The 24,710-nt window shown below is 67.3% G+C and carries 24 protein-coding genes and 2 tRNA genes; 11 read left to right on the top strand and 15 right to left on the bottom strand.

The genetic code is table 11. The features are described 5' to 3' along the window. Positions 1–23 precede the first annotated feature (23 nt). A complete protein-coding gene (locus tag RTU05_RS07745; protein WP_292022461.1) occupies positions 24–620 on the bottom strand; it encodes a CvpA family protein in 597 nt (198 codons plus the stop codon). 31 nt (positions 621–651) lie between these two features. Beyond that, positions 652–2,022, bottom strand: coding sequence for a DNA repair protein RadA (gene radA, locus RTU05_RS07740; protein WP_312597145.1), 1,371 nt, complete (start codon positions 2,020–2,022; stop codon positions 652–654). A 193-nt stretch (positions 2,023–2,215) separates the two neighbouring features. Between radA and RTU05_RS07735 the strand changes: the two genes are divergently transcribed. Continuing rightward, positions 2,216–2,854: a Yip1 family protein gene (locus tag RTU05_RS07735; protein WP_312597143.1), complete on the top strand. Its 639-nt coding sequence runs from the start codon at positions 2,216–2,218 to the stop codon at positions 2,852–2,854. Here RTU05_RS07735 and alr read toward each other — a convergent pair. The 8 genes from alr to rpsF form a co-directional block, all read right to left on the bottom strand. Then, the gene (alr, locus tag RTU05_RS07730) at positions 2,848–3,909 is read right to left on the bottom strand and encodes an alanine racemase (RefSeq protein ID WP_312597164.1); all 1,062 of its coding nucleotides are present in this window, start codon (positions 3,907–3,909) and stop codon (positions 2,848–2,850) included. The genes RTU05_RS07735 and alr overlap by 7 nt on opposite strands. Before the next feature lie 241 nt (positions 3,910–4,150). Next, positions 4,151–4,597, bottom strand: a complete 447-nt coding sequence (locus RTU05_RS07725) for a phytanoyl-CoA dioxygenase family protein (RefSeq protein WP_312597142.1) — start codon at positions 4,595–4,597, stop codon at positions 4,151–4,153. Positions 4,598–4,841: 244 nt separating this feature from the next. Then, positions 4,842–6,329, bottom strand: coding sequence for a replicative DNA helicase (locus RTU05_RS07720; RefSeq protein WP_312597140.1), 1,488 nt, complete (start codon positions 6,327–6,329; stop codon positions 4,842–4,844). A 128-nt stretch (positions 6,330–6,457) separates the two neighbouring features. Continuing rightward, positions 6,458–6,766: a hypothetical protein gene (locus RTU05_RS07715; RefSeq protein WP_312597161.1), complete on the bottom strand. Its 309-nt coding sequence runs from the start codon at positions 6,764–6,766 to the stop codon at positions 6,458–6,460. 219 nt (positions 6,767–6,985) lie between these two features. Beyond that, positions 6,986–9,436, bottom strand: coding sequence for a TonB-dependent receptor (locus tag RTU05_RS07710; RefSeq protein ID WP_312597139.1), 2,451 nt, complete (start codon positions 9,434–9,436; stop codon positions 6,986–6,988). 614 nt (positions 9,437–10,050) lie between these two features. Continuing rightward, the gene (gene rplI / locus RTU05_RS07705) at positions 10,051–10,635 is read right to left on the bottom strand and encodes a 50S ribosomal protein L9 (RefSeq protein ID WP_055754943.1); all 585 of its coding nucleotides are present in this window, start codon (positions 10,633–10,635) and stop codon (positions 10,051–10,053) included. Between the two features lies 1 nt (position 10,636). Continuing rightward, the gene (gene rpsR, locus RTU05_RS07700) at positions 10,637–10,915 is read right to left on the bottom strand and encodes a 30S ribosomal protein S18 (protein WP_312597136.1); all 279 of its coding nucleotides are present in this window, start codon (positions 10,913–10,915) and stop codon (positions 10,637–10,639) included. Positions 10,916–10,927: 12 nt separating this feature from the next. Continuing rightward, positions 10,928–11,314: a 30S ribosomal protein S6 gene (rpsF, locus tag RTU05_RS07695; protein ID WP_201100299.1), complete on the bottom strand. Its 387-nt coding sequence runs from the start codon at positions 11,312–11,314 to the stop codon at positions 10,928–10,930. A gap of 282 nt (positions 11,315–11,596) precedes the next feature. Here rpsF and RTU05_RS07690 point away from each other — a divergent pair, with 282 nt between their 5' ends. Then, a complete protein-coding gene (locus tag RTU05_RS07690) occupies positions 11,597–13,189 on the top strand; it encodes a carboxyl transferase domain-containing protein (protein ID WP_312597134.1) in 1,593 nt (530 codons plus the stop codon). 143 nt (positions 13,190–13,332) lie between these two features. Continuing rightward, positions 13,333–14,232 (top strand): enoyl-CoA hydratase-related protein, encoded by a 900-nt coding sequence (locus RTU05_RS07685; protein WP_312597132.1) that lies wholly within the window; start codon positions 13,333–13,335, stop codon positions 14,230–14,232. 90 nt (positions 14,233–14,322) lie between these two features. Here RTU05_RS07685 and RTU05_RS07680 read toward each other — a convergent pair whose 3' ends face one another. Next, positions 14,323–14,934 (bottom strand): TIGR02466 family protein, encoded by a 612-nt coding sequence (locus RTU05_RS07680; protein ID WP_312597130.1) that lies wholly within the window; start codon positions 14,932–14,934, stop codon positions 14,323–14,325. Positions 14,935–15,050: 116 nt separating this feature from the next. Between RTU05_RS07680 and RTU05_RS07675 the strand changes: the two genes are divergently transcribed. Continuing rightward, positions 15,051–17,018, top strand: a complete 1,968-nt coding sequence (locus tag RTU05_RS07675) for a biotin carboxylase N-terminal domain-containing protein (protein ID WP_312597128.1) — start codon at positions 15,051–15,053, stop codon at positions 17,016–17,018. Beyond that, positions 17,015–17,410: a hypothetical protein gene (locus tag RTU05_RS07670; protein WP_312597126.1), complete on the top strand. Its 396-nt coding sequence runs from the start codon at positions 17,015–17,017 to the stop codon at positions 17,408–17,410. The genes RTU05_RS07675 and RTU05_RS07670 overlap by 4 nt, the downstream gene beginning before the upstream one ends. Here RTU05_RS07670 and RTU05_RS07665 read toward each other — a convergent pair. Next, positions 17,407–17,697 carry an antibiotic biosynthesis monooxygenase gene (locus tag RTU05_RS07665; protein ID WP_312597124.1) on the bottom strand — a complete coding sequence of 97 codons (291 nt, stop codon included), beginning with the start codon at positions 17,695–17,697 and terminating at the stop codon, positions 17,407–17,409. The two genes, RTU05_RS07670 and RTU05_RS07665, sit on opposite strands and share 4 nt — an antisense overlap. A gap of 105 nt (positions 17,698–17,802) precedes the next feature. Here RTU05_RS07665 and RTU05_RS07660 point away from each other — a divergent pair, with 105 nt between their 5' ends. The 4 genes from RTU05_RS07660 (at position 17,803) to RTU05_RS07645 (ending at position 22,137) form a co-directional block, all read left to right on the top strand. Continuing rightward, entirely contained in the window at positions 17,803–18,201 is a 399-nt protein-coding gene (locus RTU05_RS07660) for a DUF1489 domain-containing protein (protein WP_312597122.1), read from the top strand. Positions 18,202–18,264: 63 nt separating this feature from the next. Continuing rightward, the gene (locus RTU05_RS07655) at positions 18,265–19,623 is read left to right on the top strand and encodes an MATE family efflux transporter (RefSeq protein WP_312597120.1); all 1,359 of its coding nucleotides are present in this window, start codon (positions 18,265–18,267) and stop codon (positions 19,621–19,623) included. Positions 19,624–19,697: 74 nt separating this feature from the next. Next, positions 19,698–21,401, top strand: a complete 1,704-nt coding sequence (gene metG / locus RTU05_RS07650) for a methionine--tRNA ligase (RefSeq protein ID WP_312597118.1) — start codon at positions 19,698–19,700, stop codon at positions 21,399–21,401. Between the two features lie 22 nt (positions 21,402–21,423). Further along, on the top strand, positions 21,424–22,137 hold the full coding sequence (locus RTU05_RS07645; protein ID WP_312597116.1) for a 2OG-Fe(II) oxygenase family protein: 714 nt from the start codon (positions 21,424–21,426) through the stop codon (positions 22,135–22,137). A gap of 12 nt (positions 22,138–22,149) precedes the next feature. On the opposite strand, the gene RTU05_RS07640 is transcribed toward RTU05_RS07645, so the two are convergent. Genes RTU05_RS07640 through rlmB form a run of 3 tightly spaced genes read right to left on the bottom strand, consistent with a single transcriptional unit; the run spans position 22,150 to position 24,213 of the window. After that, positions 22,150–22,494 (bottom strand): rhodanese-like domain-containing protein, encoded by a 345-nt coding sequence (locus RTU05_RS07640; RefSeq protein WP_312597114.1) that lies wholly within the window; start codon positions 22,492–22,494, stop codon positions 22,150–22,152. After that, complete coding sequence (locus RTU05_RS07635) at positions 22,491–23,297, bottom strand: TerC family protein (protein ID WP_312597112.1); 807 nt, start codon at positions 23,295–23,297, stop codon at positions 22,491–22,493. Before RTU05_RS07635 ends, RTU05_RS07640 begins: the two co-directional genes overlap by 4 nt. A gap of 31 nt (positions 23,298–23,328) precedes the next feature. Further along, on the bottom strand, positions 23,329–24,213 hold the full coding sequence (gene rlmB / locus RTU05_RS07630; protein ID WP_312597110.1) for a 23S rRNA (guanosine(2251)-2'-O)-methyltransferase RlmB: 885 nt from the start codon (positions 24,211–24,213) through the stop codon (positions 23,329–23,331). Positions 24,214–24,361: 148 nt separating this feature from the next. Here rlmB and RTU05_RS07625 point away from each other — a divergent pair. Together RTU05_RS07625 and RTU05_RS07620 are read left to right on the top strand one after the other, a co-directional pair. After that, a tRNA-Tyr gene (locus tag RTU05_RS07625) sits at positions 24,362–24,445 on the top strand. Positions 24,446–24,523: 78 nt separating this feature from the next. Continuing rightward, positions 24,524–24,597, top strand: a tRNA-Gly gene (locus RTU05_RS07620). Positions 24,598–24,710: the final 113 nt, after the last annotated feature.

The following is a 24,710-nucleotide window of genomic DNA, read 5'->3' as shown; positions in this document are numbered from 1 at the left end:
GGGCTCCGATGACCGGGGGAAACTTAACGGGCGGCTTCGCGCGGCGAGTTAGGCCGTGATTGCGTCGGGGGCAAGGCTTCGTCGTCGGAAAACCCCCTGCGTACGGACGAATCGACGACGGGTGTGATGGCGTCGGCGCCGCGCCCGATGCTGGGCAGGACGATCTGGATCATCCGCGCGCCCACGGCGCTGACCGGATAGAGGGCCGCGTCGGTCAGCCAGCGGGGCGTCCGCTCGCCCGGCAGGGCCGCCGCGATCACCAGATGGACCGCCCCGATCAGGACCAGGGCGCGCACCGCGCCGATGACGAAGCCGAAAACGCGGTCCAGCACGCCGAGGTGCGGATGGTCCTTGGCGCCCTTGGACAGCATGCCGCCGATCAGGCGCAGGCCGAAATAGACCACGAAGAAGGTCAGGACGGCGGCCAGGATCGACCCGGCCCACTCGGGATCGACGAAGGCGCGGGCGACGCCGGCCGTCCAGGGCAGGGCGATCAGGGCGACCAGGGCGGCCAGGGTCGCGCTGAGCAGGGTGATGATCTCGCGCACGCCCCCGCGCACCCAGCCGGCCGCGACCGAGAACAGGATCACCACGATGGCGAAGACGTCGTATCCGGTCACGCTTGCGGGATCCTGCGGCTGCTACGCCTGCCTAATAGCGGTTCTGCGAGATTCGTTCGACCACATCCGTCAGGCGGGTCGCGGAAGTCACCTTCACCCCCTTGGTCTTGGCGGTCAGGGGCGGGGCCAGAACCTGGTCGAAGCCCAGCTTCTGCGCCTCGCGCAGGCGAGCCTCGGCGCGGCCGACGCTGCGGACCTCGCCGGACAAACCGATCTCGCCGAAGACGACGCAGCCCTGGGGCAGGGAGACGCCGGTGGCCGAACTGATCAGGGCCGCCGCCGCCGCGAGGTCCGCCGCTGGTTCGTTGATGCGTAGGCCGCCGGCGACATTCAGATAGACGTCCTGATCGCCGAATCCGAAGCCGCAGCGCGCCTCCAAAACCGCCAGCACCATGGCGAGGCGCCCCGTCTCCCAGCCGATCACGGCGCGGCGCGGGGTGCCATAGGCGGATTTGGACACCAGGGCCTGCATCTCGACCAGCACGGGACGCGAGCCTTCGATCCCGGCGAAGACGGCGGCGCCGGGCGCGCGCTCCTTGCCCTCGCCCAGGAACAGGGCGGACGGATTGGGCACTTCGCGCAGGCCGCTGTCGCCCATTTCGAAGACGCCGATCTCGTCGGTGGCGCCGAAGCGGTTCTTGCCGGCGCGTAAGATTCGGAACGGATAGCCGCGCTCGCCTTCGAACGTCATGACGGCGTCGACCAGGTGTTCGACCACGCGCGGGCCGGCGACCTGGCCGTCCTTGGTGACGTGGCCGACCAGGACGATGGCGGGGCCGTCGTTCTTGGCCAGACGCACCAGTTCGCCCGCGCAGGCCCGAACCTGGGTGATCGAGCCGGGGCCGCTGTCGTGGACGTCGGACCACAGGGTCTGGACGGAATCGACGATGACGATGTCGAACTTTTCGCGTTTCAGCGTGCCCAGGATGTCGCGAAGGGCCGTGGCGGCGGCCAGATTGACCGGGGCGTCGGCCAGACCCATCCGCTTGGCCCGCGCCCTGATCTGCTCCACCGCCTCTTCGCCCGAGATATAGGCCACGCGCGCGCCGCGCAGGGCCGCCTTGGCCGCCACCTCCAGCAACAGGGTGGACTTGCCCACGCCGGGGTCGCCGCTGAGCAGGATGGCCGAGCCGGGCACCACGCCGCCGCCGCAGACGCGGTCGAACTCGGCCACGCCCGTCGTGATGCGCGGCGGCTCGGGCGTGTCGGACTGCAAGGTTTCGAACTGGATGCCTCGCGTGCGGGCCGAGGCGGCGACCGAGGGTTTGATCGCGCCGGGCGGGGCCGAACGGCTTTCCTCGGTCAGGGTGTTCCACTGGCCGCAGGAACTGCACTGGCCCGACCATTTGCCGTGCACCGAGCCGCAGGACTGACAGACGTAAAGGGCGGAATCGCGAGCCATGAATATCCTTTAGCAGACCGACCGATTCGACGGCCCGTCGCGGCTCATTGCAATCCATCCACGACAAAGACGGTGGCAGAGGCAACCTTCGCCATTACGAAGTATTTGAGAATATGTCGCACGGCGCTTGCGTTGGTGAGCGACGTAACGTCAGTATTCGACCCGGCTTCCTATCTCAAAGGCATTTTGATTCATGACCGATCCGACGCCCCCCTCGTCGCAACCCGCCGTCGATCCGGCCCTGACCGCCCGCGTCAAGGGCATCCTGCTGCAGCCCAAGGCCGAGTGGCTGGTCATCGACCGCGAGTTCGCCACGATCAACAGCCTCTATACGCGCTACGCCATGATCCTGGCGGCCATCGGTCCGATCGCGACCCTGATCGCCAGCCTGGTCTTCCTGCATCAAGGCGTCGTCGGCGCCCTGATCCTGGCGGTCCTGTCCTATGTGCTGGGGCTGGCCGGCGTCTTCATCCTGGGCATCATCATCAACGCCTTGGCCTCCAGCTTCGGCGCCACGCCCAATCCGGTTCAGGCCCACAAGCTGGCCGTCTATTCCTACACCGCCGCCTGGATCGCCGGTATCGCCAACCTGATCCCGGTCGCTGGCGGCCTGATCGCCCTGATCGGCGCGATCTACAGCCTGGTGCTGCTGTTCCTGGGTCTGCCGATCCTGATGAAGGCGCCGGAGGACAAGAAGGTCGTCTATTACATCGTGATCCTGCTGGCCGGCATCGTGCTGGGCGTCATCATGGGCGTGATCGTCGGCATGGTCGCAGCGGCCTTCGTGCTGACGACGCACGGGGTCGCAGCGCTCGGCGCCAGCGGCTACTGAGAATAGGCCCGCGGCACCCGCGGCGTGATCGAGGTCAGCAGCTCATAGCTGATGGTCCCGGCCGCCGCCGCCGCATCGTCCAGAAGGCGGTTCGGTCCGAACAGTTCGACCGGATCGCCCACGGCGACGTCCAGCCCGGTGATGTCCACCGCGCAGACATCCATCGACACGCGGCCCAGCAGGGGGCGCGTGTCGCCGGCGACGAAGACCGCGCCGGTGGGGGAATAGGCGCGCAGCAGACCGTCGGCGTATCCCGCCGCCACCGTGGCCACCCGGATCGGTCGGTCGGCGACATAGCCTTGCGAATAGCCGACGCTCTCGCCCGCCGGCACGTCGCGCACCTGCAGCACCCGCGCGGTCAGGGTGGCGACCGGAGCGATCCGCGCATCTGGCCGGGCTTCGGGGCCGCCGCCGTACAGGCAGATGCCGGGCCGCACCGCGTCGAAGGCGAAGTCCGGCCCCAGGAAACACCCGCTGGAGTTGGCGAAGGATCGAACCGCGCCGGGATAGCGACCTACCACCCCGACGAACAGGTCGCGCTGGCGCCGATTCATCGGATTGGCCGGTTCGTCGGCGCAGGCCAGATGGGTCAGGACCAGCGCCAGGCCGTCGAACATCTCGGGCGCATCCTCGGGGCGCAGGCCCAGCCGGTTCATGCCGGTGTCGATCTGCAAGCCGCAGGTCCCGCCGCCCGCCGCCGCCCAGGTCTGCATCTGGGCGGGATGGTTCAGCACCGGCCGCAGGTCCGCCGCCTTCAGAGCCTGGGCCTCGTCTTCGCGACAGCCGTCCAGCACATAGATGACCGGCCCGCCCGCGCCCTGCGGCCCCAGCGCGGATCGCAGCCGCAGCCCTTCGGCCGCGCGCGCCACGAAGAAGGTGTCGGCCCCCTCGGCCATCAGCCGCTGCGCCACGGCCTGCGCCCCCAGCCCATAGCCGTCCGCCTTGACCACCGGATGCACAGGCAGGCCGCTGACCCGGCCCAGGGTGCGATAATTGCGGGCCAGGGCGTCCAGATCGACGGACAGGAGGGCGGGGGCGGTGATCGGATCGGCCATCAGGCTCTTATGCGCCAACACCGCCCCGATGAAAGCCCTGAACGGGACGAGGTTCATCGACATTCGTTGGGACGCGCCCCTCTATTCGTCATTCCGGGGCTGAGCGGAGCGGAGAACCCGGAAGCTAGGGCCGCACGCGCGCGGCTGGGCGCACTTGAAGCCTGATGCACGCCTCCTGGGGTCCGGGTTCGTCCTTCGCACGCCCCGGAATGACGTTATCAGGCTGACTGTTCGATTGAACTTAAACGCCCAGCCACTGAAGGCCGCCGGGCAGGTCGTCGGCGGAATAGTCGATCTGCAACACCCGCCGCCGCCTGGGTGTTTCGGCGGCGTTAGAGGCGTGCAGGATCGGGGTTGAGTAAAGCCAGACATCGCCCGCCTCGGCGTCGCAGGCGACGACGCCGCAGCCCTGAACGATCTCGTCTATGCGTTCGATGGGCACACGACCTTTCAGGCGGGACCCTGGCGCGATCAGCAGCGGGGCGTTGTCCATCGGCACATCGTCCAGATGAACCCGGATCGTGACCATGCGGGCCAACAGATCGAAAGGCGGCGCAACATGCTGCATCCCCGCCTTGATCGACCATGGACCGAAGCCGGGGGTCTCCTTGCGTACTTGGACGCAGACGGTGCGGTCCTGATGCCAGCCCAGCGCCCAGTTGTTCGTCGCGGATTTGTCGAAGAGCACGGCGCGGACCGGGCGGGCCGCTGAACCAAGCGTCTGCGCGGCGAGAGCGCCTATGGCGCCATCTCGACCCAAGATACCTCTCAAGGCTCTGGCGTTTTGAATGCGAACGCCGGCCTGACCCTTGGGCAGGGCGGCCAGAGCCGCCTTGATGTCAGACAGATGGTGCGCGACGGCGGCTTGGCGTCGCTCGGCGCCGCTCGGCCCCAGCGTCAGCGTGTCCGCCCGAGACGCGGCGCCCGTATCCCTACTCGTAGCTGACTTCTTCATAGCCGTGGGCCAGGTTGCCGAAGCGGACGGTGTCGGCGTCGAAGGCCAGTTTGACGATGCCGATGGGGCCGTGGCGCTGCTTGCCGATGACGACCTCGGCCTGGCCCTGCAGGCGGTCCATGTCCTGCTGCCATTGCAGATGTTCCTCGGTGCCTTCGCGCGGCTCGGCCCGGCCTAGGTAGTAGCTTTCGCGATAGACGAACATCACGCAGTCGGCGTCCTGCTCGATCGAGCCGGATTCGCGCAGGTCGGACAGTTGCGGCCGCTTGTCCTCGCGCTGTTCGACCTGACGCGACAACTGCGACAGGGCGATGATCGGCACCGACAACTCCTTGGCCAGGGCCTTCAGGCCGCCGGTGATCTCGGACACTTCCTGCACGCGGTTCTTCTGGCTGTTCTCGCCGGTGGTCACCAGTTGCAGATAGTCGACGATGATCAGGTCCAGACCATGCTCCATCCGCTTCAGGCGACGCGCGCGGGCGGCCAGCTTGGAGATGGACAGGCCGCCGGTGGCGTCGATGTAGAGGGGGCTTTCGCCGATCTCGACCGCCGCGTCGCGCAGCTTGCCGAAGTCCGAGGCGTCGATTTCGCCCTTGCGCAGCTTGTCCGACGACACGCCCGATGCGTCGGCCAGGATACGCATGGCCAGCTGTTCGGCGCTCATTTCCAGCGAATAGAAGGCGACGACGCCGCCGTTCACGGTCTTGCGGCCCTCCGGCGTCGGCTCCCACTGATAGGCGCGCGCCACATTGAAGGCCATGTTGGTCGCCAACGCCGTCTTGCCCATCGACGGACGACCGGCCAGGATCAGAAGGTCGGACGGGTGCAGGCCGCCCAGCTTGCGGTCCAGATCGTTCAGGCCGGTCGCCAGACCCGCCAGCTTGCCGTCGCGCTGATAGGCCTCGGCCGCCATCTGCACGGCGCCGGACAGGGCGTGCGAGAAGCTGACGAAGCCGGACGACGGCTTGCCCGTCTCGGCCAGGGAATACAGGGTCTGTTCGGCCTGTTCGATCTGTTCGTCGGCGGGCGTCTCGGGGTTGGGCGCCTCCTTGATGATCTCGCCGCCGATGCGGATCAGGTCTCGACGCAGGGCCAGGTCATAGACCACGCGGGCATAGTCGGGGGCGTTGGCGGCCGGGGGCGCGCGGTCCACCAGGTCGGCCAGGTAGCGCAGGCCGCCGAACTCCTGGAAGGCCGGGTCCTGTTTGAACCGCTCCATCAGAATGGTCGGCTCGGCCAGCATGCCCTGGCGAATATGGTCCTCGATCGCGTCGTACAGACGCTGGTGGAAGGGCTCGTAGAAATGCGATCCGCGCAGACGGTCGCTCAGACGCTCGAACACGGCGTTGTCGAACATCAGCGAGCCCAGCAGCGCCTGCTCGGCTTCCAGATTGTGCGGCATCGCACTGACGCCGCCGGTTTCCATGGGCGAGGACGGGAAGGGCATGGGGGCGAAGGCGTTCATCGATTAACGCTTTAGCCCTCTCACGCGCCTGCGTCAGACGGGGACGCCGCCTGCGCCGTGGACAGATCGTCCGGGCTGGGGACGAACCGGAATTCTTCAATCGGATTTCGTCAGCAGATGGTCCGCCGTTAGCGACAGGGATAGTCCGCCGCCATCCATTCCCGCATCGCCTGGGTCACAGTGATGCTTCGCCGCGCGGGCGGAATGGCGTTGAAATGGGCCAGGATCTGATCGGGGGACAAGGCGATCCTTTCCGGCATGCAGGTGGCGGAAGGACGTCCTGCCGCCGCAGCGGCGGCCTGTTCGGCGCGCACGGTTCGAGAGGCGCTGCGGAATTCGGCCATCAGTCTGCGGGTGTCGGCGCGCAGCAGGGCGGTCGGGTTCTGAGGAATGCGGTTGGCGGTGGTCACGAACTCCTGCACCGTCATGGACGGCATCGCCACGGCCTGCATAGGGTTGGCTGAAAGCGAAAGCCCCAAGGCCCCCGCCGCGATCGTCCACTGTCTCATTTCAGTCCCCCGTTGGTTGAAGGCGAAGCTTCACCTTTCATCTGTGGCGCAATCAGGGCGAGAGTTCTTGCTCAACTGAAACGGTCGCCGATCAAGGAAAAAGGGCGCTCCGAAGAGCGCCCTTGCCGTCTGATCAGCTTCGCGCGATCACCACTTCAGCGCGATGCGGCCGTAAACGAACCGCCCGTTGAAGCCGTAGGGCGAGAAGTTGGAGAAGGGGAAGGCGCCCGAGGTGTTGTTGGCCCGCTGGATCTGGCGCGGATATTCGTCCAGCACATTGTCCGCGCCGACCGCGAGGGTCAGGCGGTCGTTCAGGGCGTAGCGGGCCTCGACATCGACGACCAGGCCGACGCCCAGTTGCAGGTCCGTGGCCTCGGTCGCGCCCGGCGCCAGGACGTCGCCATAGCCGGTGGCGCGGAAGGTGCCGCCCAGCTTGCCGCGCGTCCAGTCGGTCTGGAACACCGTCTTCCACGGCGGGGTCCCCTCTTCGAAGCGCAGGGTGGCCTGGCGCGCGAACAGGGAGGCCGGCGTCGGCAGGATGCCCGAACGGGTCTGCGGCGTCTTGGTCACGTCGAAGTCGTTGACGTTGGCCGCCAGGGTGAAGTCCAGCGAACCGACGTCGGACAACACCCGATAACGCGCCACGACATCCAGCCCGGTCGTCTCGGTGTCGACGCCGTTGATGAAGAAGCGGGCGGCGGTGGCGCCGTAAGGTTGCAGCAGGTCGAAGATGGCGCGGGCGTTGCTGCCCGCCGCCGCCGTGGCGCTGCCGGTCAGGGTTTCGGACAGGATGATCCGATCCTTGATGTCGATACGATAGGCGTCCGCCGTCAGTTCGAACGCGCCCTTGCGATAGACCAGGCCCAGCGAATAGTTGGTCGAGGTCTCGGCCTCCAGCGGCGTGCCGCCCAGAGCTGCGCCCACCGGGCTGACGGACGGGAAGGTGCCCGTCTCGTACGGAACATTGTTGATGTAGAGGATCGCCGTCTGGGTGAAATACTGCTGCTGCAGGCTGGGCGCCCGGAAGCCGGTTGAGACCGCGCCGCGCACCGCGAAGGACGGCGTGAAGTCGTAGCGGGCCGCGATCTTGCCGGAGACATTGTCGCCGAAGTCGGAATAGTCCTCGTAACGGACCGCCGCCGAGGCGGTGAAGTTCTCGAACAGTTCGCCTTCCAGATCGACATAGACGCCGACGTTGTTGCGGTCCTTGTCGACGACATTGGCGGGGGTGAAGCCGGTGAAGCCGCGCGAGCCCCAGTTCAGGTCCGTGCCGCCGATGTTGAGGAAGGTCCCGCGCTGATAGGAGCCCGGTTCGCCGGCGCCGATCTGATATGACTCGCGGCGCGCCTCCAGGCCGAAAGCGACATTCAGCGGGCCGTACAGGCCGACGTCGTAGCCGCGGCTGGCGTCGATGCCGAAGACCAGCTGATCATAGGTCAGCGACCCGGCGTAGAACTTGGTCGACGAGGTCGGGCCAAGCGACGGGTTCAGGGTGTTCTCGGCGTTGAACTTGATCTCGTTGTTGCCGTAGCCAAGGTTGACGTCGATGTCGAAGCCGCCCGCCTCGCCGCGCACGCCCGCCGTTGCCGTCCAGTCCGTCGTGTCGGTCAGGATGTAGGGCAGATAGCCGTTGGGATAGACGCGGCCCGAGGCGTAGGCCGGGTTCTGGGCGTTGTCGGTCGGGGTGCGGTAGAAGGCGGCCGCCGAGGCGTCGCGGGTCTGATAGCCGACCCAGCCATAGGCCTCCCAACCGGCGCCCAGCGGCTTGCCGGCGTTCAGATAAATGGCCAGATCCTCGGATTCCGGGTCGCCCTGGCCGCCGCGCACCTCGGCCGGGGTGAAGCGCGGGTCGATGTCGCTGCGGTTGGTGCGCGCGCGGTCGCGGTATTCGACCGAGGCGGTCAGGAAGCCGTCGGAGCCCAGGCCGAAGCCCTGCCAGCCGGCGACCGTCAGGGCCTCGCCGTCGCTGATGTCCTTGCCGCCGCCGTAGAAGCCGGTGAAGTCGGTCAGATAGCTGCCGTAGGTGACGCTGGCGCCGCCGCCGCTGGACGCTTGACGCAGGCGCAGGTTCAGCACCCCGGCGATGGCGTCCGATCCATACTGGGCCGCGGCGCCGTCGCGCAGCACCTCGATCCGTTCGATGGCGGTCGAGGGGATGGCGTTCAGATCGACGGCGGCGGAGCCGCGTCCGACCGAGCCGTTGGTGTTGACCAGAGCGGTGGCGTGACGGCGGACGCCGTTGACCAGCACCAGGGTCTGATCCGGCCCCTGGCCGCGCAGGGTCGCCGGGCGGATCGAGTCGGTGCCGTCGGTGGCGGAGGGGCGCGGGAAGTTCAGGGCCGGAACGCTGGCGGCCAGCTGGGTGGCCAGTTCGGTCGAGCCGCGTTGCTGCAGGGCCTCGGCGGTGACCACATCGACCGGCGCGACGGAATCGAGGCGCGACCGGCCTGCGACGCGGGTGCCGGTGACGACGATGTCGTCGACGTTGTCAGCCTGGGGCTGTTGCTGGGCCAGGGCGGGCGTGGCGGTGATCAGGGCGAAGGCCGAGGCCGTGATCAGCAGGGCGGAGGCGGAAGTCTGTAGGGTGGGGCGGCGCATCGAGAGAGTGTCCTGTTATTGGTCTTGGCGCGTGAGCTGGTGAGGGACAGCCTGATGGCGACATCGAGCGTGCAGTGGAAGAAAAACTGCACGAGGACGTGGCTCAGACATTCGGAGTTCCCCAAAGACGACAAGCGCGTCGCCCAATGTTCATGGCCATATCGGGGCGGATATGGGGCGGGTCAATCGGGCCGCCTTGCCATGTTTGCTGCTCGGATCGTGCAGAAAATCTAATCCCTGAAGCGGGGTGTTGAGGAGGTCGATATGCGGCCGACGACGTGTTGAACATGGCGAAATATCCGGCGACCTCCAAGTCTGTGTCCAACGACGTGTTCCGTCTTGCTCGGCGATCAAGCCAAGCGCCCGCAAGCAAAAAAATTACCGTTCGGATCGTTCGCCACTGTCGTTGACGAAGGTGTCGTTCGCAAAGACGTGGCGTCAAGGTCGTTTCGTGCGTGACGCGGCGTTGGGACCGTGAGCGGCGAACAGTGTTGTAAACTTGTCATGCACCGCCCGCGCAGGGTCTGGCGTGGCGCGCGCAGCAAAAAGGGCGCGTCCCTTGCGGAACGCGCCCTTGATGTCTTCACCGATCCGGCCCGAAGGCCGGGCAGGGATCAGGCTTCGTCGCCGAAGCCTTCCTGTTGACCGGCGCCGCCTTCGATCAGCTCCTGGGCCGATTGCTCGGCGGCCTGGCGCTCGTCGTCGAACTGGCTGCGGATCACGTCCTCGCCCTTGGCTTGGCGCTCGGCCTCGTCCATCGAGCGGGCGATGTTGATCTTGACCGTGGCGCGGACCTCGGCATGCAGGCGGACCGGCACTTCGTGGACGCCCAGGCTCTTGATCGCCGTGTTCAGGACGACCTGCGAGCGCTCGACCTTGCCGCCTTCGGCCTGGATGGCCTCGGCGACGTCGCGACCGGCGACCGAACCGTACAGGTGCCCGGTTTCACCGGCCTGGCGGATCATGACGTAGGTCTGGCCGTCGATCTTGTCGGCGACCTTCTGTGCGTCGGCCTTGTTCTTCTCGTTGCGCTGCTCGATGGCGGCGCGGTCGAGTTCGAACGCCTTCAGGTTCGCGGCGGTGGCCCGGCGGGCCTTGTCGCGCGGCAGAAGGAAGTTACGGGCGAAGCCGTCCTTGACGGACACGACGTCGCCGATGGCGCCGAGATTCTCGACGCGTTCCAGCAGAACGACCTTCATCTTACTTCACCACGTACGGCAGGAGGGCCAGATAGCGGGCGCGCTTGATGGCCTTGGCCAGTTCGCGCTGCTTCTTCTGGGAGACGGCGGTGATGCGCGAGGGCACGATCTTGCCGCGTTCGGAGACGTAACGCTGCAGCAGCTTGACGTCCTTGTAGTCGATCTTGGGCGCATTGGCGCCCGAGAACGGGCAGACCTTGCGGCGGCGATAGAAGGGGCGGCGGCCAGCCGAGCCGGAGCCGGCCGGGGCGCCCGGGGTTGGGGCGTTAGTATCGGTCATGTTCCGGGTTCCTTATTCGGCGTCGGCGGCGGCGTCTTCGCGCGGGGTGCGCTCGCGCTCACGCTCACGTTCACGCTCGCGGCGGGCCAGCAGCGGCGACAGTTCCAGGTCGAGCTCCTCGACGCGGACGGTCAGCCAGCGCAGCACGTCTTCGTTGATGCCCAGCTGACGCTCGACTTCGGCCATGGCGGCCGGAGGGGCGTCGACGGCCAGCAGCGAATAGTGAGCCTTGCGGTTCTTCTTCACGCGGTAGGTCAGGTTGCGCAGACCCCAGTATTCGATCTTGGCGACCGAGCCGCCACCGGCGACGATCAGATCCTTGATGGTGTCGTTCAGCGCTTCGGCCTGTTGCGCCGAGATGTCCTGGCGCGTCATGACCGTGTGCTCGTAAAGAGCCATGCGGTAGTCTCCCTTGTGGGCGTCGGCGCGGAAACGACCGGGTAAGTCGATCCCCACGATGGCTCCTGGCGTGGCGGCCGGACCGAACGTCCAACCCTTTGGTGCTCCACGTCAGGACCGAAGCCCTGGAAAGCGGGCGCGTATAGGGGAAAAGGCCGCCACTGGCAAGGATGGCGGGGCGTGCGGGTGAAAAGTGCTAGTGAGCGAGAGGTGAGCCAGTCGAGGTCGCCGCCCACCCCTTGCTCACTAGCACTTTTCACCCAGCCCGCCTAAACCAGCCCCATGCCGAAGCTGACGTCCGCGGTCGATCCGCAAAGCCAAAAATACAAGTCCCTGCACGCCCACAACAGCGCCCTGGTCGCCGAGCTGCGCGACCATGTGGCCAAGGCCGCGCGCGGCGGCTCCGACAAGTCGCGCGAGCGCCATGTGGCCCGGGGCAAGCTGTTGCCGCGCGACCGGGTCGAGCGCCTGCTGGACCCCGGCTCGCCCTTCCTGGAGGTCGGGCAGCTGGCCGCCCACGGCATGTACGAAGGCGAAGCCCCGGCGGCGGGCGTCATCGCCGGGATCGGCCGGGTGTCGGGCCGCGAGGTCATGATCGTCTGCAACGATCCGACCGTGAAGGGCGGCGCCTATTTCCCCATGACGGTGAAGAAGCACCTGCGCGCCCAGGAGATCGCCGAGCAGAACCGTCTGCCTTGCGTCTATCTGGTCGATAGCGGCGGGGCCAATCTGCCGCACCAGGCCGAGGTGTTTCCCGACCGCGACCATTTCGGCCGCATCTTCTTCAACCAGGCCCGGATGAGCGCAAAGGGCATCGCCCAGATCGCCTGCGTCATGGGCCTGTCCACCGCCGGGGGCGCCTATGTGCCGGCCATGTCGGACGAGACGATCATCGTCAGGAACCAGGGCGCCATCTTCCTGGCCGGGCCGCCGCTGGTGAAGGCGGCGACGGGCGAGGTGATCTCGGCCGAGGAACTGGGCGGGGCGGAAACCCACGGCCGCCGCTCTGGCGTGGTCGATCATGTCGCCGAGAACGACGAACACGCGCTGGAAATCGTGCGGTCGATCGTCGCCAATCTGAACACCACCAAGGTCGTCGAGATGGATGTGCGCGAACCGCGCGCGCCGGCCTTCGACGCGGAGGAGCTTTACGGCCTGATCCCCGACGATGTGCGTGCGCCCTATGATGTGCGCGAGGTCATCGCCCGGCTGGTGGACGGGTCCGAGTTCGACGAGTTCAAGAGCCTGTACGGCTCGACCCTGGTCTGCGGTTTCGCCCGCATCTGGGGCTATCCGGTCGCCATCCTTGCCAACAACGGCGTGATCTTTTCCGAGAGCGCCCAGAAGGGCGCGCACTTCATCGAACTGGCCTGCAAGCGCAAGATTCCGTTGCTGTTCCTGCAGAACATCTCGGGCTTCATGGTCGGCGGCAAATACGAGGCCGGCGGCATCGCCAAGGACGGGGCCAAGCTGGTGACGGCGGTCGCCAGCGCAGAAGTGCCCAAGTTCACCGTCCTGATCGGCGGCAGCTTCGGGGCCGGGAATTACGGCATGTGCGGCCGGGCCTATTCGCCGCGCTTCCTGTTCACTTGGCCCAACAGCCGGATCGGGGTCATGGGCGGCGAACAGGCCGCCAGCGTCCTGGCCACCGTCCACCGCGACGCCGAGACCTGGAGCGCGGACGAGGCCGAAGCCTTCAAGGCGCCGATCCGTCAGAAGTACGAGGACGAGGGCAATCCCTATTACGCCACCGCCCGCCTGTGGGACGACGGCGTCATCGACCCGGCCCAGACCCGCGACGTGCTGGGCCTGGCCATCAGCGCCAGCCTGAACGCCCCGATCCCCGAGACGACGTTCGGCCTGTTCAGGATGTGATCCTGAGTGAGCAGGAGGTGGTAGTGAGCAAGGGGTGAGCGTGTTTCTGCGATCTTGCGTTGCTCACCCCTTGCTCACTAGCACGTCTCACTAAAGCGGCGCCGTCTTCCCGCATCGCGCGTTGATCCTTCGAAGGAGACACCATGACCGACAAACCCACCGAAGCCGACCTGAACGCCCTGGACGTCACCGACGCCGAGGCGGCCGAGATCAACAGCATCGCCCAGCCGTTGGTGCCGGACGCCGCGCCCGACGCCGACGATGATCTGGTGCAGATCGATTCGACCACCGACGGCATTGTCTTCGTCACCATCAATCGGCCGGCCAAGAAGAACGCCTTCGACGCCGCCACCATCGCCGCCCTGCACGAGGCGTTCGAGACGCTGCACGGGGCCGACCGGGTGCGGGCCGTCTTTATTCGCGGGGCGGGCGGCACCTTCAGCGCCGGGGCCGATCTGAACTGGATGCGCGACGCCGCCGGCTGGTCCGAGAGCGACAACCGCGACGACGCCATGGGCCTGGCGAAAATGCTGAAGGCGCTGCATGACATTCCCGCCCTGACGGTGGCGGTGGTCGAGGGCAACGCTATGGGCGGCGGGGCCGGCATCGTCGCCGCCTGCGACATGGCCGTGGCGGTCGAGGGCGCGCGTTTCGCCTTCTCCGAGGTCAAGCTGGGTCTGATCCCCGCGACCATCGCCCCCTATGTGATCGAAGCGGTCGGCGCGCGCCGCGCCCGCCAGCTGTTCCTGACCGCCAACGCCTTCGACGCCGACTACGCCGCCCACGCCGGCCTGATCGACCTGGTGCTGCCCGAGGGGTCGGTGGACGAGTTCATCGCCATGCTCAGCGACAGCCTGACCAACAATGCGCCCGGAGCGATGGGCGAGGCCAAGCGCCTGGTCAACGACATCGCCCACCACAAGATCGACTCTGGCCTGCTGGACGAAACCGCCAAACGCATCGCCCGCGCCCGCGTGTCGGACGAAGGCCGCGAGGGCGTGCTGGCCTTCCTGGAAAAGCGCAAGGCCAGCTGGACGGTGTGATCCTCTTCTGCCGTCATTCCGGGGCGTCCGAAGGACGAGCCCGGAACCCAGGAGGCGTTCTCGGGCGCGTGAAGAGGTCGGCCGTTCCGTTCAGGCGTAGTTGAAGCTGACCGAAATGCGGTCGGCCTTGGCCTGGTTGGTCGGCACCTCGTGCCGCAGCCAGCTTTCCCACATCAGCACCGTGCCGGCCTTCGGATGCAGATAGACGAACGGGCGCTCGGCCTCGGGCGCGTCGTCGGTGACGCTGGGGCGCGCCATCATGAAGGGCAGTCGGGGGTCTTCGATCTTCAGCGACGAGGCGCCGTCCGGGATGTCGATATAGATGGTCCCCGACAGGAAGGCGTGGGGGTGGATGTGTCCGGTATGGCCGCCGCCGGGCTTAAGGATATTGACCCATAGGTTGTCCAGGCGGGGTTTGCGCGCCAGGTCGAAGTTCAGGGCCTTGGCATAGGCGACGGCGTGACGGTCCAGATGGCGCTTCAGTTCCGCGAACTCGGGGAAGCGCTGGGGCAGGTCGTTCAGCGATCCGTAGGAGGTGTAACCGCGATAGGCGTTGTCGCGGCACCATCGACGGCCGGCCGCGTCCTCCTCGGCCATCATGCGGACGACGTCTATCAGTTGATCGTTGAAGTCGGCCCAGCCCCGGCCCTCGGCGAGGGAGGCTTCATAGACCTGGGTGACGAAGAGCGGGCGGAGGGACATGGCGTCGGGATAGCGGGTTCGGGTGGAAACGGGAACAGCAGGCGCGGATTTCGGAAGGAGAGAACGATGGCGCCCGCCCTCTCGCCTGATGCGCATGATCCGGTTAAGGATGGGGCATGTTCAAGTCCGTCCTTGTCGCCAATCGCGGCGAAATCGCCTGCCGTGTCTTCCGCACCGCCAAGCGGATGGGGATTCGCACCATCGCCGTCTATTCCGAGGCGGACGCCAACGCCCTGCATGTGCGCGAAGCCGACGAGGCGGTGCTGATAGGCCCGGCGGCCGCGCGCGAAAGCTATCTGGACGGCGCCAAGGTGCTGGCGGCGGCCAAGGCGACGGGAGCGGAGGCGATCCACCCCGGCTATGGCTTCCTGAGCGAGAACGCCGAGTTCGCGGAGGCCGTCGCGGCGGCGGGCCTGATCTGGATGGGGCCGGACCCGTCCTCGATCCGGGCCATGGGTCTGAAGGACGCGGCCAAGGACCTGATGATCAAGGCCGATGTGCCGGTGACGCCCGGTTATCAGGGGGCGGACCAGTCGGAAGAGACGCTGACGGCGGAAGCGGCGCGGATCGGCTATCCGGTGCTGATCAAGGCGGTGGCGGGCGGCGGCGGCAAGGGGATGAAGCGGGTCGACGACCCCGCCGACTTCGCCGCCGGTCTGGCCAGTGCGAAACGGGAAGGCGCGGCGGCCTTTGGCGACGACCGGGTTCTGATCGAACGCTACATCACCCGACCGCGCCATATCGAGGTGCAGGTGTTCGGGGACAAACACGGCAATGTCGTCCACCTGTACGAGCGTGACTGCTCCCTGCAACGCCGCCACCAAAAGGTGATCGAGGAGGCCCCCGCGCTGGGCATGAGCGAGGCCGTGCGCGCCGCCGTGACCGGGGCTGCGATCAAGGCGGCCAAGGCCGTGAACTATGTCGGGGCCGGCACCATCGAATTCATCGCCGACGCCTCGGACGGGCTGAAGGCGGACGGCGTCTGGTTCATGGAGATGAACACCCGGCTTCAGGTCGAACATCCGGTGACCGAGAGCGTGACGGGCGTCGATCTGGTCGAATGGCAGTTCCGCGTGGCGGCGGGCGAACCGATCCCGCTGAAGCAGGATCAGATCAGGCTGAACGGCTGGGCCATGGAGGCGCGGCTGTATGCGGAAGACCCGGCGAACGGCTTCTTGCCCTCCATCGGCAGGCTGGACCATTTCGTCATGCCGGAGGGCATCCGCGTCGATACGGGCGTCGAGCAGGGCGGCGAGGTCAGCCAGTTCTACGATCCCATGATCGCCAAGCTGATCGTGCATGAGGACACGCGCGAAGCGGCGGCGGCGCGTCTGGCCGAGGCGGCGGGCGAGGTCGAGGTCTGGCCGGTCAAGGCCAACGCCGGCTTCCTGAAGCGCTGTCTGGAGCATCCGCGGTTCGTCGCGGGCGAGGTGGATACGGGCTTCATCGCGGCGGAAGAGGCGGACCTTCAGCCCCAACCGTCGAATGAAGCGACGCTGGCGGCCCTGACGCTGATCGCCGAGACGGCGGCCGAACAGGTGGATACGCAGGCGGACCGCTTCAGCCCCTGGGGCGGTCATCCGGGGCTGTCGTACGGCGTCCGACTGAATGCGGCCCCACAGACGACCGTTCATGCCCAGATCGACGGCGTTGCGGTGTCGGCTTCCGTGGCGCCCGTCGAAACCGGATGGCGCGGTTCAGAGGGCGCGATGGCTCAGGTCGGCTTCGATCAGGTCCAGGCGGGTGATCGGCTGTTCGGTTATCAAACCCTGGACGACGGCTTCGTGCTGTTCGTCGACGGGGAGGCGCGTCGGGTGACACGCCATCGGGCCGTTGTGGGCCCCGGGGCAGGGGCGCCGTCGGATGGTTCGCTGCGCGCGCCCATGCCGGGCAAGATCGTGGCCACGCCGCTCAAGGTCGGCGACGCCGTGACCAAGGGCCAGCCGGTCGTGGTGCTGGAAGCCATGAAGATGGAGCACGCCCTGACCGCTCCGTTCGACGGCGTGGTGGAAAGTCTCTCCGCCTCGGTCGGGGATCAGGTCGTGGACGGCTTCGAACTGGCGCGTATCAAGAGCGAGGCGTGATCGTGGTTTCGGGGGCTCTGGCCGCGATGGCCATCACGGCCAGCCTGATGGGTGAACCGGAAATGCATACGGTTCGCGTCCAGCCGGACGACCTGGCGGATCTGCAATGCATCGTGACGCTGATGGAAGGGATCGGTGAAGACGAGGCGCAGAACGCGTCGCTCATGCCCGCCATGAACTACTTCATGGGCAAGATCGCCGGTCGCGGGCGGTTCGAACGGTGGGACAAGATTGTGGTCGCCTATCGCGCGGGTCTGGACCAGACAGGTCGCGACAAGGTGGTCGCGGACCATGGCGCGCGTTGTTTGATGGAAGGACTGGCGCCGACCGCAGCCTTTACTCAGATTGTCATGACCGACCTCGCTGCGGCCATCGCCGCCTCGCCGGACTAAAGCCCCACGCCGCCCAGTGGGCGGGTGAAGATGGTGTCGCCGAAGGTGGCGACGAGGGCCAGGGCGGGGCGAAGGGCGCCGTTTTCGCGAGTGTCGGCCGACCAGGCGTCGTGCGTGGCCTGGTCCATCCAGACCTCGGTGACCCACAGGGCGTCTGCGTCGTTCAGGTCGTGGGCCAGCACATAGTTATGGCAGCCGGGTCTTCTGACGTTGGGGTCGAGCAGACACAGGCTCAGTTCGTCGCGGCGGCCGGGGTGGGCCGTAAGGCGGGTGATCAATCCGTACATTCTGTCTCGCGCCGCGCCGGGGAGAGAAGGAGGCGCCGCGTCCTGCCTAGCGGACGGGGGATTAAGAAACTGGCCAATGCCGCCCAGGATCACTAGGTGGGCGCCATGTCGCTTCACATGATCAAGCTTTGCGTCGGCGTGTCCGACGTCGAATGGCTGGAGACGCGGGCCGCCGGCGGCCAGCCTCTGGTGGTTCACACCCGGACGACGCCCAAGCGGGCGGCCGAGATCGAGGATGGCGGGTCATTGTATTGGGTCGTCAAGGGCAGCATCGCCTGCCGTCAGCCCATTGTGGACATCACGACCCTGGGCGAGGGCAAGGAAAGTCGTTGCGAAATCACGCTGGAGCCCCGGGTGATCCGCACCGCCCCGATGGCCCGCCGGCCGTTCCAGGGCTGGCGCTATTTCGAGCCCAAGGACGCGCCCGCCGACATCGACACGCTGGAGGCGGGCGAGGCGCCGGACGAACTGGTGCGGCAACTGCGCGAACTGGGCGCCTGGTAGCCAAAGACCCCAATCCGATTGGGTGTTGACCCTGGCGGTCGCGCATGGCCTGTGCCGCGTCCGATGTTCAAGATCAGCGCCCTTACCCGTTCCACGCTCAAAGAACTGACCACCCTGGCCTGGCCGGTGGTGCTGGCGCGTCTGGGCATCATGACCATGGGGCTGACCGACGCCATCGTAGTGGGCCATTACGCCAGCCGCGAACTGGCGTTCCACTCCCTGGCCTGGGCGCCGTCTTCGGTGGTGCTGACGACGGCGGTCGGGCTGATGATGGGGGTGCAGGTCATGACCGCCCGCCTGAGAGGCGAGGGGCGCGGCGACGAGGTCGGCGCCGTCCTGCGCCGGGGCATGGTCTATGCGCTGCAGATCGGGCTCGTCTCCATGATCGGCCTGATGCTGCTGGGGCCGTTCGGCCTGATGCACATGGGGCTGGAGGATGGGCTGGGCGAGGGCGCGTCGCCCGTGCTGATGGTCTTCGCCCTGTCGATGCCGGCCTATCTGATTTCGGTGGCGGCCCAGTTCTTCCTTGAGGGGCTGCACCGGCCCAAGGCGGGCATGGTCGCCATGTGGGTGGCCAATGCGGTCAATCTGGCGCTGAACATCGTCTTGGTGCCGGACATGCTGGGTCTGGGCGTGGATGGGGCGATCGCCTCGGCCTGGGCGACGTTCGGGGCGCGGACGGCGCTGGCGGTGTTTCTGGTGGTCTTCATCCTGCGCCTGCCGGAAGCGCGGGCCTGGGGCCTGTTCGCCAAGCCCAGGCGCGACCGCTCGGTCGAGGTGGAGCAGATCCGCGTCGGCATCGGCGCGGGATCGTCCAACTTCATCGAGGTCGGGGCCTTCGCCGCCATGACCCTGTTCGCCGGGCAGCTGGGCGCGGCCGAGACGGCCAGCTGGGCCGTGGTCATCAATGTGTCCGCCATCGTCTTCATGGTGCCGATGGGCCTGTCGTCGGCGACGGCGGTGCTGGTGGGGCGGGCCTATGGGGCAGGCGACCGGCCGGGCGTGATGCGCAGCGGCCTGCTGGGCATCGCCGTGGTGACGGTTCTGGCCTTCATCATCGCCGTCGGCCTGTGGCTGGCCGCGCGGCCGGTGGTCAGCGCCTATACGACCGACCCCGCCATCCTGGCCATCGCCACGCCCGCCCTGGTTCTGGCGACCCTGTTCTTCGTCGCCGACGCCCAGCAGGTGGTCGCCGCCCAGGCCAACCGCGCGGCCGGCGACGTGGTCTGGCCCACCCTGATGCACCTTTTGTCCTATGGCGTCATCATGATCCCGCTGGGCTGGTGGCTGGCGCACCGGACGGGCGTCGACGGCCTGGTCTGGTCCGTGATCGTGGCCAGCCTGATTTCCGGCGTGCTGCTGACGGGACGGTTCCTGCGCGTGGCGCGGCGGGCGCCGGTGGTGAAGGCGACGGTTTCCTGAGCGAGCCACGTCAAAGGTGACGTTTCGGTTTCGCCGCTCTATATCCGTGCGCTTCCCCGAACTCCTGGACGATCATGGCCCGCATCCTCATCACCTCGGCGCTGCCCTACATCAACGGCATCAAGCACCTGGGGAATCTGGCGGGGTCGATGCTGCCGGCCGACGTATGGGCGCGGTTCAAGCGGGCGCAAGGAAATGAGGTGCTCTACATCTGCGCCACCGACGAGCATGGCACTCCGGCCGAGCTGGCCGCCGCCGCCGCCGGTCAGGACGTGCGGACCTATTGCGACGAGCAGCACGAGATTCAGAAGGTGGCGGGCCAGGCGTTCGGCCTCAGCTACGACTGGTTCGGCCGGTCGTCGAACCCGCAGAACCATCGGCTGACCCAGCATTTCGCGGAAGCCCTGGAGAAGAACGGCCTGATCGAGGAGCGGGTGGATCGGATGATCTACTCCATCGACGACGCCCGCTTCCTGCCCGACCGCTATGTCGAGGGGACGTGCCCCCATTGCGGTCACGTCGGCGCGCGCGGGGATCAGTGCGACAACTGCGGGCGGCTGCTGGACCCGACCGACCTGATCGATCCCTATTCGTCGGTGTCGGGGTCGCGGAATCTGGAGGTGCGCGATACCCGCCACCTCTATCTGTTGCAGACGAAGATCGAGCCGGAAATCCGCGCCTGGGTCGACGGCAAGAGCGGCTGGCAGACCCTGGCCAAGTCCATCGCCTACAAGCATCTGGACGAGGGTCTGATCGACCGGGGCATCACCCGCGACCTGGCCTGGGGCGTGCCGGTGACCAAGGACGGCTTCCCGCGTCCGGGCATGGAGGACAAGGTCTTCTACGTCTGGTTCGACGCCCCCATCGAATATATCGCGGCGACCGAGGAGTGGGCCGAGGCGACCGGCGCCAGCTGGCGCGACTGGTGGCGTCTGGACGAGGGGGCCGAGGATGTCCGCTATGTCCAGTTCATGGGCAAGGACAATGTCGCCTTCCACACCGTATCGTTCCCCGCGACCATCATCGGCTCGGGCGAGCCGTGGAAGACGGTCGACCAGCTGAAGGCGTTCAACTGGTTGAATTGGTACGGCGGCAAGTTCTCGACCAGCCAGAAGCGCGGCGTCTTCATGGACCAGGCGCTGGAGCTGCTGCCGGCCGACTACTGGCGATGGCGGTTGACGGCTTACGGCCCGGAACACGCGGATTCGGCCTTCACCTGGGAGGATTTCCAGGCCTCGACCAACAAGGACCTGGCCGATGTGCTGGGCAATTTCGTCAACCGCATCGTCAAGTTCGCGGAATCCAAGTTCGACGGCGTCGTGCCGGACGGCGGTCAGGCCGGGCCGGTCGAGGCCAGGCTGGAGGCCGACATCAAGGCGGCCGTGGCCGAGGCGACTGAACAGTTCGAGGCGATGGAGTTCAGGAAGGCCGCCGTCGCCATCCGCGCCGCCTGGGTGCTGGGCAACGAATATCTGCAGGTCGCGGCGCCCTGGACGGCGTTGAAGACCGACCGCGACCAGGCGGCGGTGGGGGTGCGGACGGGCCTGAACCTGGTCGCCCTGTTCGCGCGTCTGGCCGCGCCGATCCTGCCGTTCACGGCGCCGAAGATCGCGGCCTCCGTGGGCGTGGACGACCTAAGCTGGCCGGGCGCGGACGAGGATCTGCTGAACATCCTGCCGGTCGGCGGCAAGGTCCAGGCCCAGGGCGTGCTGTTCGCCAAGATCGAGGACGCCCAGGTGGCGGAATGGTCCGAACGGTTCGGCGGCGCGGACGCCTGATCGCGCGGGCAGGGGACGGCGGATGACACTGAACCTGGCACCGCTGAACGAGACGCAACGCGCGGCGATCCGCGAACGCCTGCGCCGGACGGGGCGCGCCCAGGTGGAGGGCGTGCTGGCCGACCGCGACGCCCTGGCCCTGAACCAGGCGGCGGCGGGCGCCGAATACAATATCGTCACGCGGCGCGGGTCCGGCCATGTCGATCTGCCGGCGGCCTGGCTGGCCTCATTGACCCCGGATCAGAAGACGGCGCTGGGACAGGCGGTGCAGACCTCGGCCCGCGAGGAGTTCCAGTATCTCTACGACAATCACCCGATCTACGATCTGGTGCAGGCGGGGCAGGCGGCGCCGATTTGGGCGGACCTGCTGGCCTTCCTGAACGGCGAGGCGTTTCTGGGCTTGATGCGCGACCTGACCGGCGAGCCGCGCATCGCCCTGGCCGACGCCCAGCTGACGCGGTTTCGCGCCGGGCATTTCCTGACCGAGCATGACGACCATGTCGAGGGCAAGAATCGCCACTTCGCCTATGTGCTCAACCTGACGCCTACGTGGCGGATCGAGTGGGGCGGGTTGCTGGCCTTCCACGGGGCGGATGGAAACGTGGCCGAAGCCTTCACCCCGCGCTTCAACACCCTGAACCTGCTGAAGGTGCCGTCGGCCCATTCGGTGACGCAGGTGGCCCTGTCGGCGGGCGCGGACCGGATTTCCGTCACGGGGTGGCTGCGCGGAGTTTGAGGTCTTGGCTTATCAGGCCCCGTTTCCGTCGGCGAAGATGATCGGCAGGCCCGCAGCGTGCCAGGCCTGGATGCCGCCGGTCAGGTTGAACAGGGGTTGGCCGTCCGCTGCTGTGGGGCCGACGAAGGCGCAGACCTGATGGCTGCGTCCGCCCTTCAGGCACTGGACGACGATCTTCTTGTCGGCCGGCAGGTCCAGCGCCTCCCAGGCGGCGGGCATCTGGCTGAGCGGGGCCAGGATGGCGCCGTCGATGCGGGCGGCGGCGAACTCGTCCGCCTCGCGCACGTCGATCAGGACGGCCTCGCCCGCCTGCAGCCAGGTGGCGGCCTCTTCGACCGTGACCGTGGCGACGGTCATGGCGCGACCGTTGGTTCAGCGGGCGCCGGCGTCGGGCTGTCCTCGGTGCGTTTCTGGCCCCGGTGTTTGGCGGCTTCCTCGGGACCGATCTCAAGGAAGGCCGGGGCCGAGGCGTTGAATTCGTCCATATGGCCGGTGCGGACCACGACCTGGCGCGCACCGTCCCAGATCATGTGCAGGGCGACATACAGCACCACGACCAAACCGATGTAGCCGATCCAGCTGAAGCGATGCAGCAGCTTGGCGATATAGGTGGCGGCCACCCCCATCAGGGCGATCGACAGGATCAGGCCGAAGACCATGATCCATGGATGTTCGTGCGCCGCGCCGGCGACGGCCAGCACATTGTCCAGCGACATGGTGATGTCGGCGACCATGATCTGGATCAGGGCGGCGCCGAAGCTCTTGCGCTTGACGCCCAGCTCCTCGGGCGAGGGGCCTGTGCCATGCTCGATGCTCATGGCCAGCTGAAGCTCGGCCTCCGCCTCGGCCTGGTCGTGGGTCGCCTGCTCTCGCAGTTCGCGCCACATCTTCCAGCAGACCCAGAGCAGCAGCAGGCCGCCCGCCAGCAGCAGACCGACCAGGGCCAGAAGCTGGACGGTGATCAGGGCGAAACCGATTCGCATGACCACGGCGGCGGCCAGACCGATCAGAATGGCCTTCTTGCGCTGGTCCTGGGGCAGGGCGGCGGCGGCCAGGCCCACGGCGACGGCGTTGTCGCCGGCCAGGACCAGGTCCATCAACAGGACCTGACCCAGGGCCGCAGCCTGGCTGGCGAGTTCGGGAGACGAGAGGAATTCCATGTCCGTTCTCTAACCCCGGTGCGACCTTCTGTCAGCCGCGTTGCGCGCGCGCCGCCTCATAAAGCGCCACGGCGGCGGCGTTGGACACGTTCAGGCTCTCGAACCCGCCGGGCATGGGGATCTTGGCCAGGACGTCGCAGTGTTCGGCCACCAGCCGGCGGATGCCGTCGCCCTCCGAGCCCATGACCAGGACGGTGGGCTGCGAATCAAGCGCCTCTTCCAGCGTCTGTTCGCCCGACCCGTCCAGGCCCACCGCGCGCCAGCCCAGATCGGCCATACGCTCCAGCGCGCGCGACAGATTCGTCACCCGCGCATGGGGCAGGCGCTCTGTGGCGCCGACCGCCGCCTTGGCCAGGGCGCCGGCCAGGGCCGGGGCGTGGCGGTCCTGAACGATGATTCCCCGCGCGCCGAAGGCCAAGGCCGAGCGGAAGATGGCGCCGACATTCTGGGGATCGGTCAGCTGGTCCAGCATGACGATGACGCCCTGGGCGGGATCGGCCAGGTCTTCCAGCGTCACGCCTTCCAGCGGCTGGACCTTGAACACCATGCCCTGGTGCACCGCGCCGGGGGGCAGCATCCGGCTCAGGGCCTGATTGTCCATGACCTCGATCTTGTGGCCGTGGTTCAGCCGGCCGTCCTCGATCTCCTGCGCGCGGTCGGCGGTGACGATCAGACGACCCGTTCCCCGACGCGAGGGATTCGCCAGGGCGGCCAGAACCGGGTGGCGGCCCCACAGATAATTATCGGCGTCCGACTTGCCCCGGTCGGCCGAGCGGGGCTGCCGAGGCGCATCCTCGCGCGCGGCAAACCCTTGCGCGGCGGGCTTTTGCGTCTTGTCGCGCGGTCCTCCGGGCCGGTTTCCGAGAACCTGTTTTTTACCGCTTTTACGGTCGTTGCGTTCTGATTTCGACGACACTATAAGACGCCCTCCGATTTGGAGCCCCAAGGGCTTTCGGGTCTGGGCGCCCCCTCTACTGCAGAGGAGGCGACAAGCCGAAGGCTTTTGTTTCGTCCCGCATCTTTATGGGCGGAACGAGGGGTCCGGCGGTTCGACAAGGCGCGCTGGGGGAATGTCCCGAGTGGCAAAGGGGGGGGACTGTAAATCCCCTGCGTAAGCTTCGAAGGTTCGAGTCCTTCTTCCCCCACCACGCGCCTTCGAACACGACGGATCAGGACGCCGGAGAGGATCGGCTGCGGCGTTCCCCAAGAACTTCCGCAGTCTCCGCGCGGGTATAGCACAATGGTAGTGCAGCAGCCTTCCAAGCTGAGGATGTCGGTTCGATCCCGTCTACCCGCTCCAGGTTTTTTCAGCACAGCGCCCCTCCGCTGACGGACCAGGGCCTCGAGGAGTTTTGGCCATGGCCAAGGAAAAGTTCGAACGCACGAAGCCGCACTGCAACATCGGCACGATTG

This window comes from Brevundimonas sp., from assembly GCF_032017145.1.
Classification (GTDB): Bacteria; Pseudomonadota; Alphaproteobacteria; order Caulobacterales; family Caulobacteraceae; genus Brevundimonas.
Note: the sequence above shows the minus strand (reverse complement) of the source record. Positions and strands in the feature narration are given on the sequence as shown.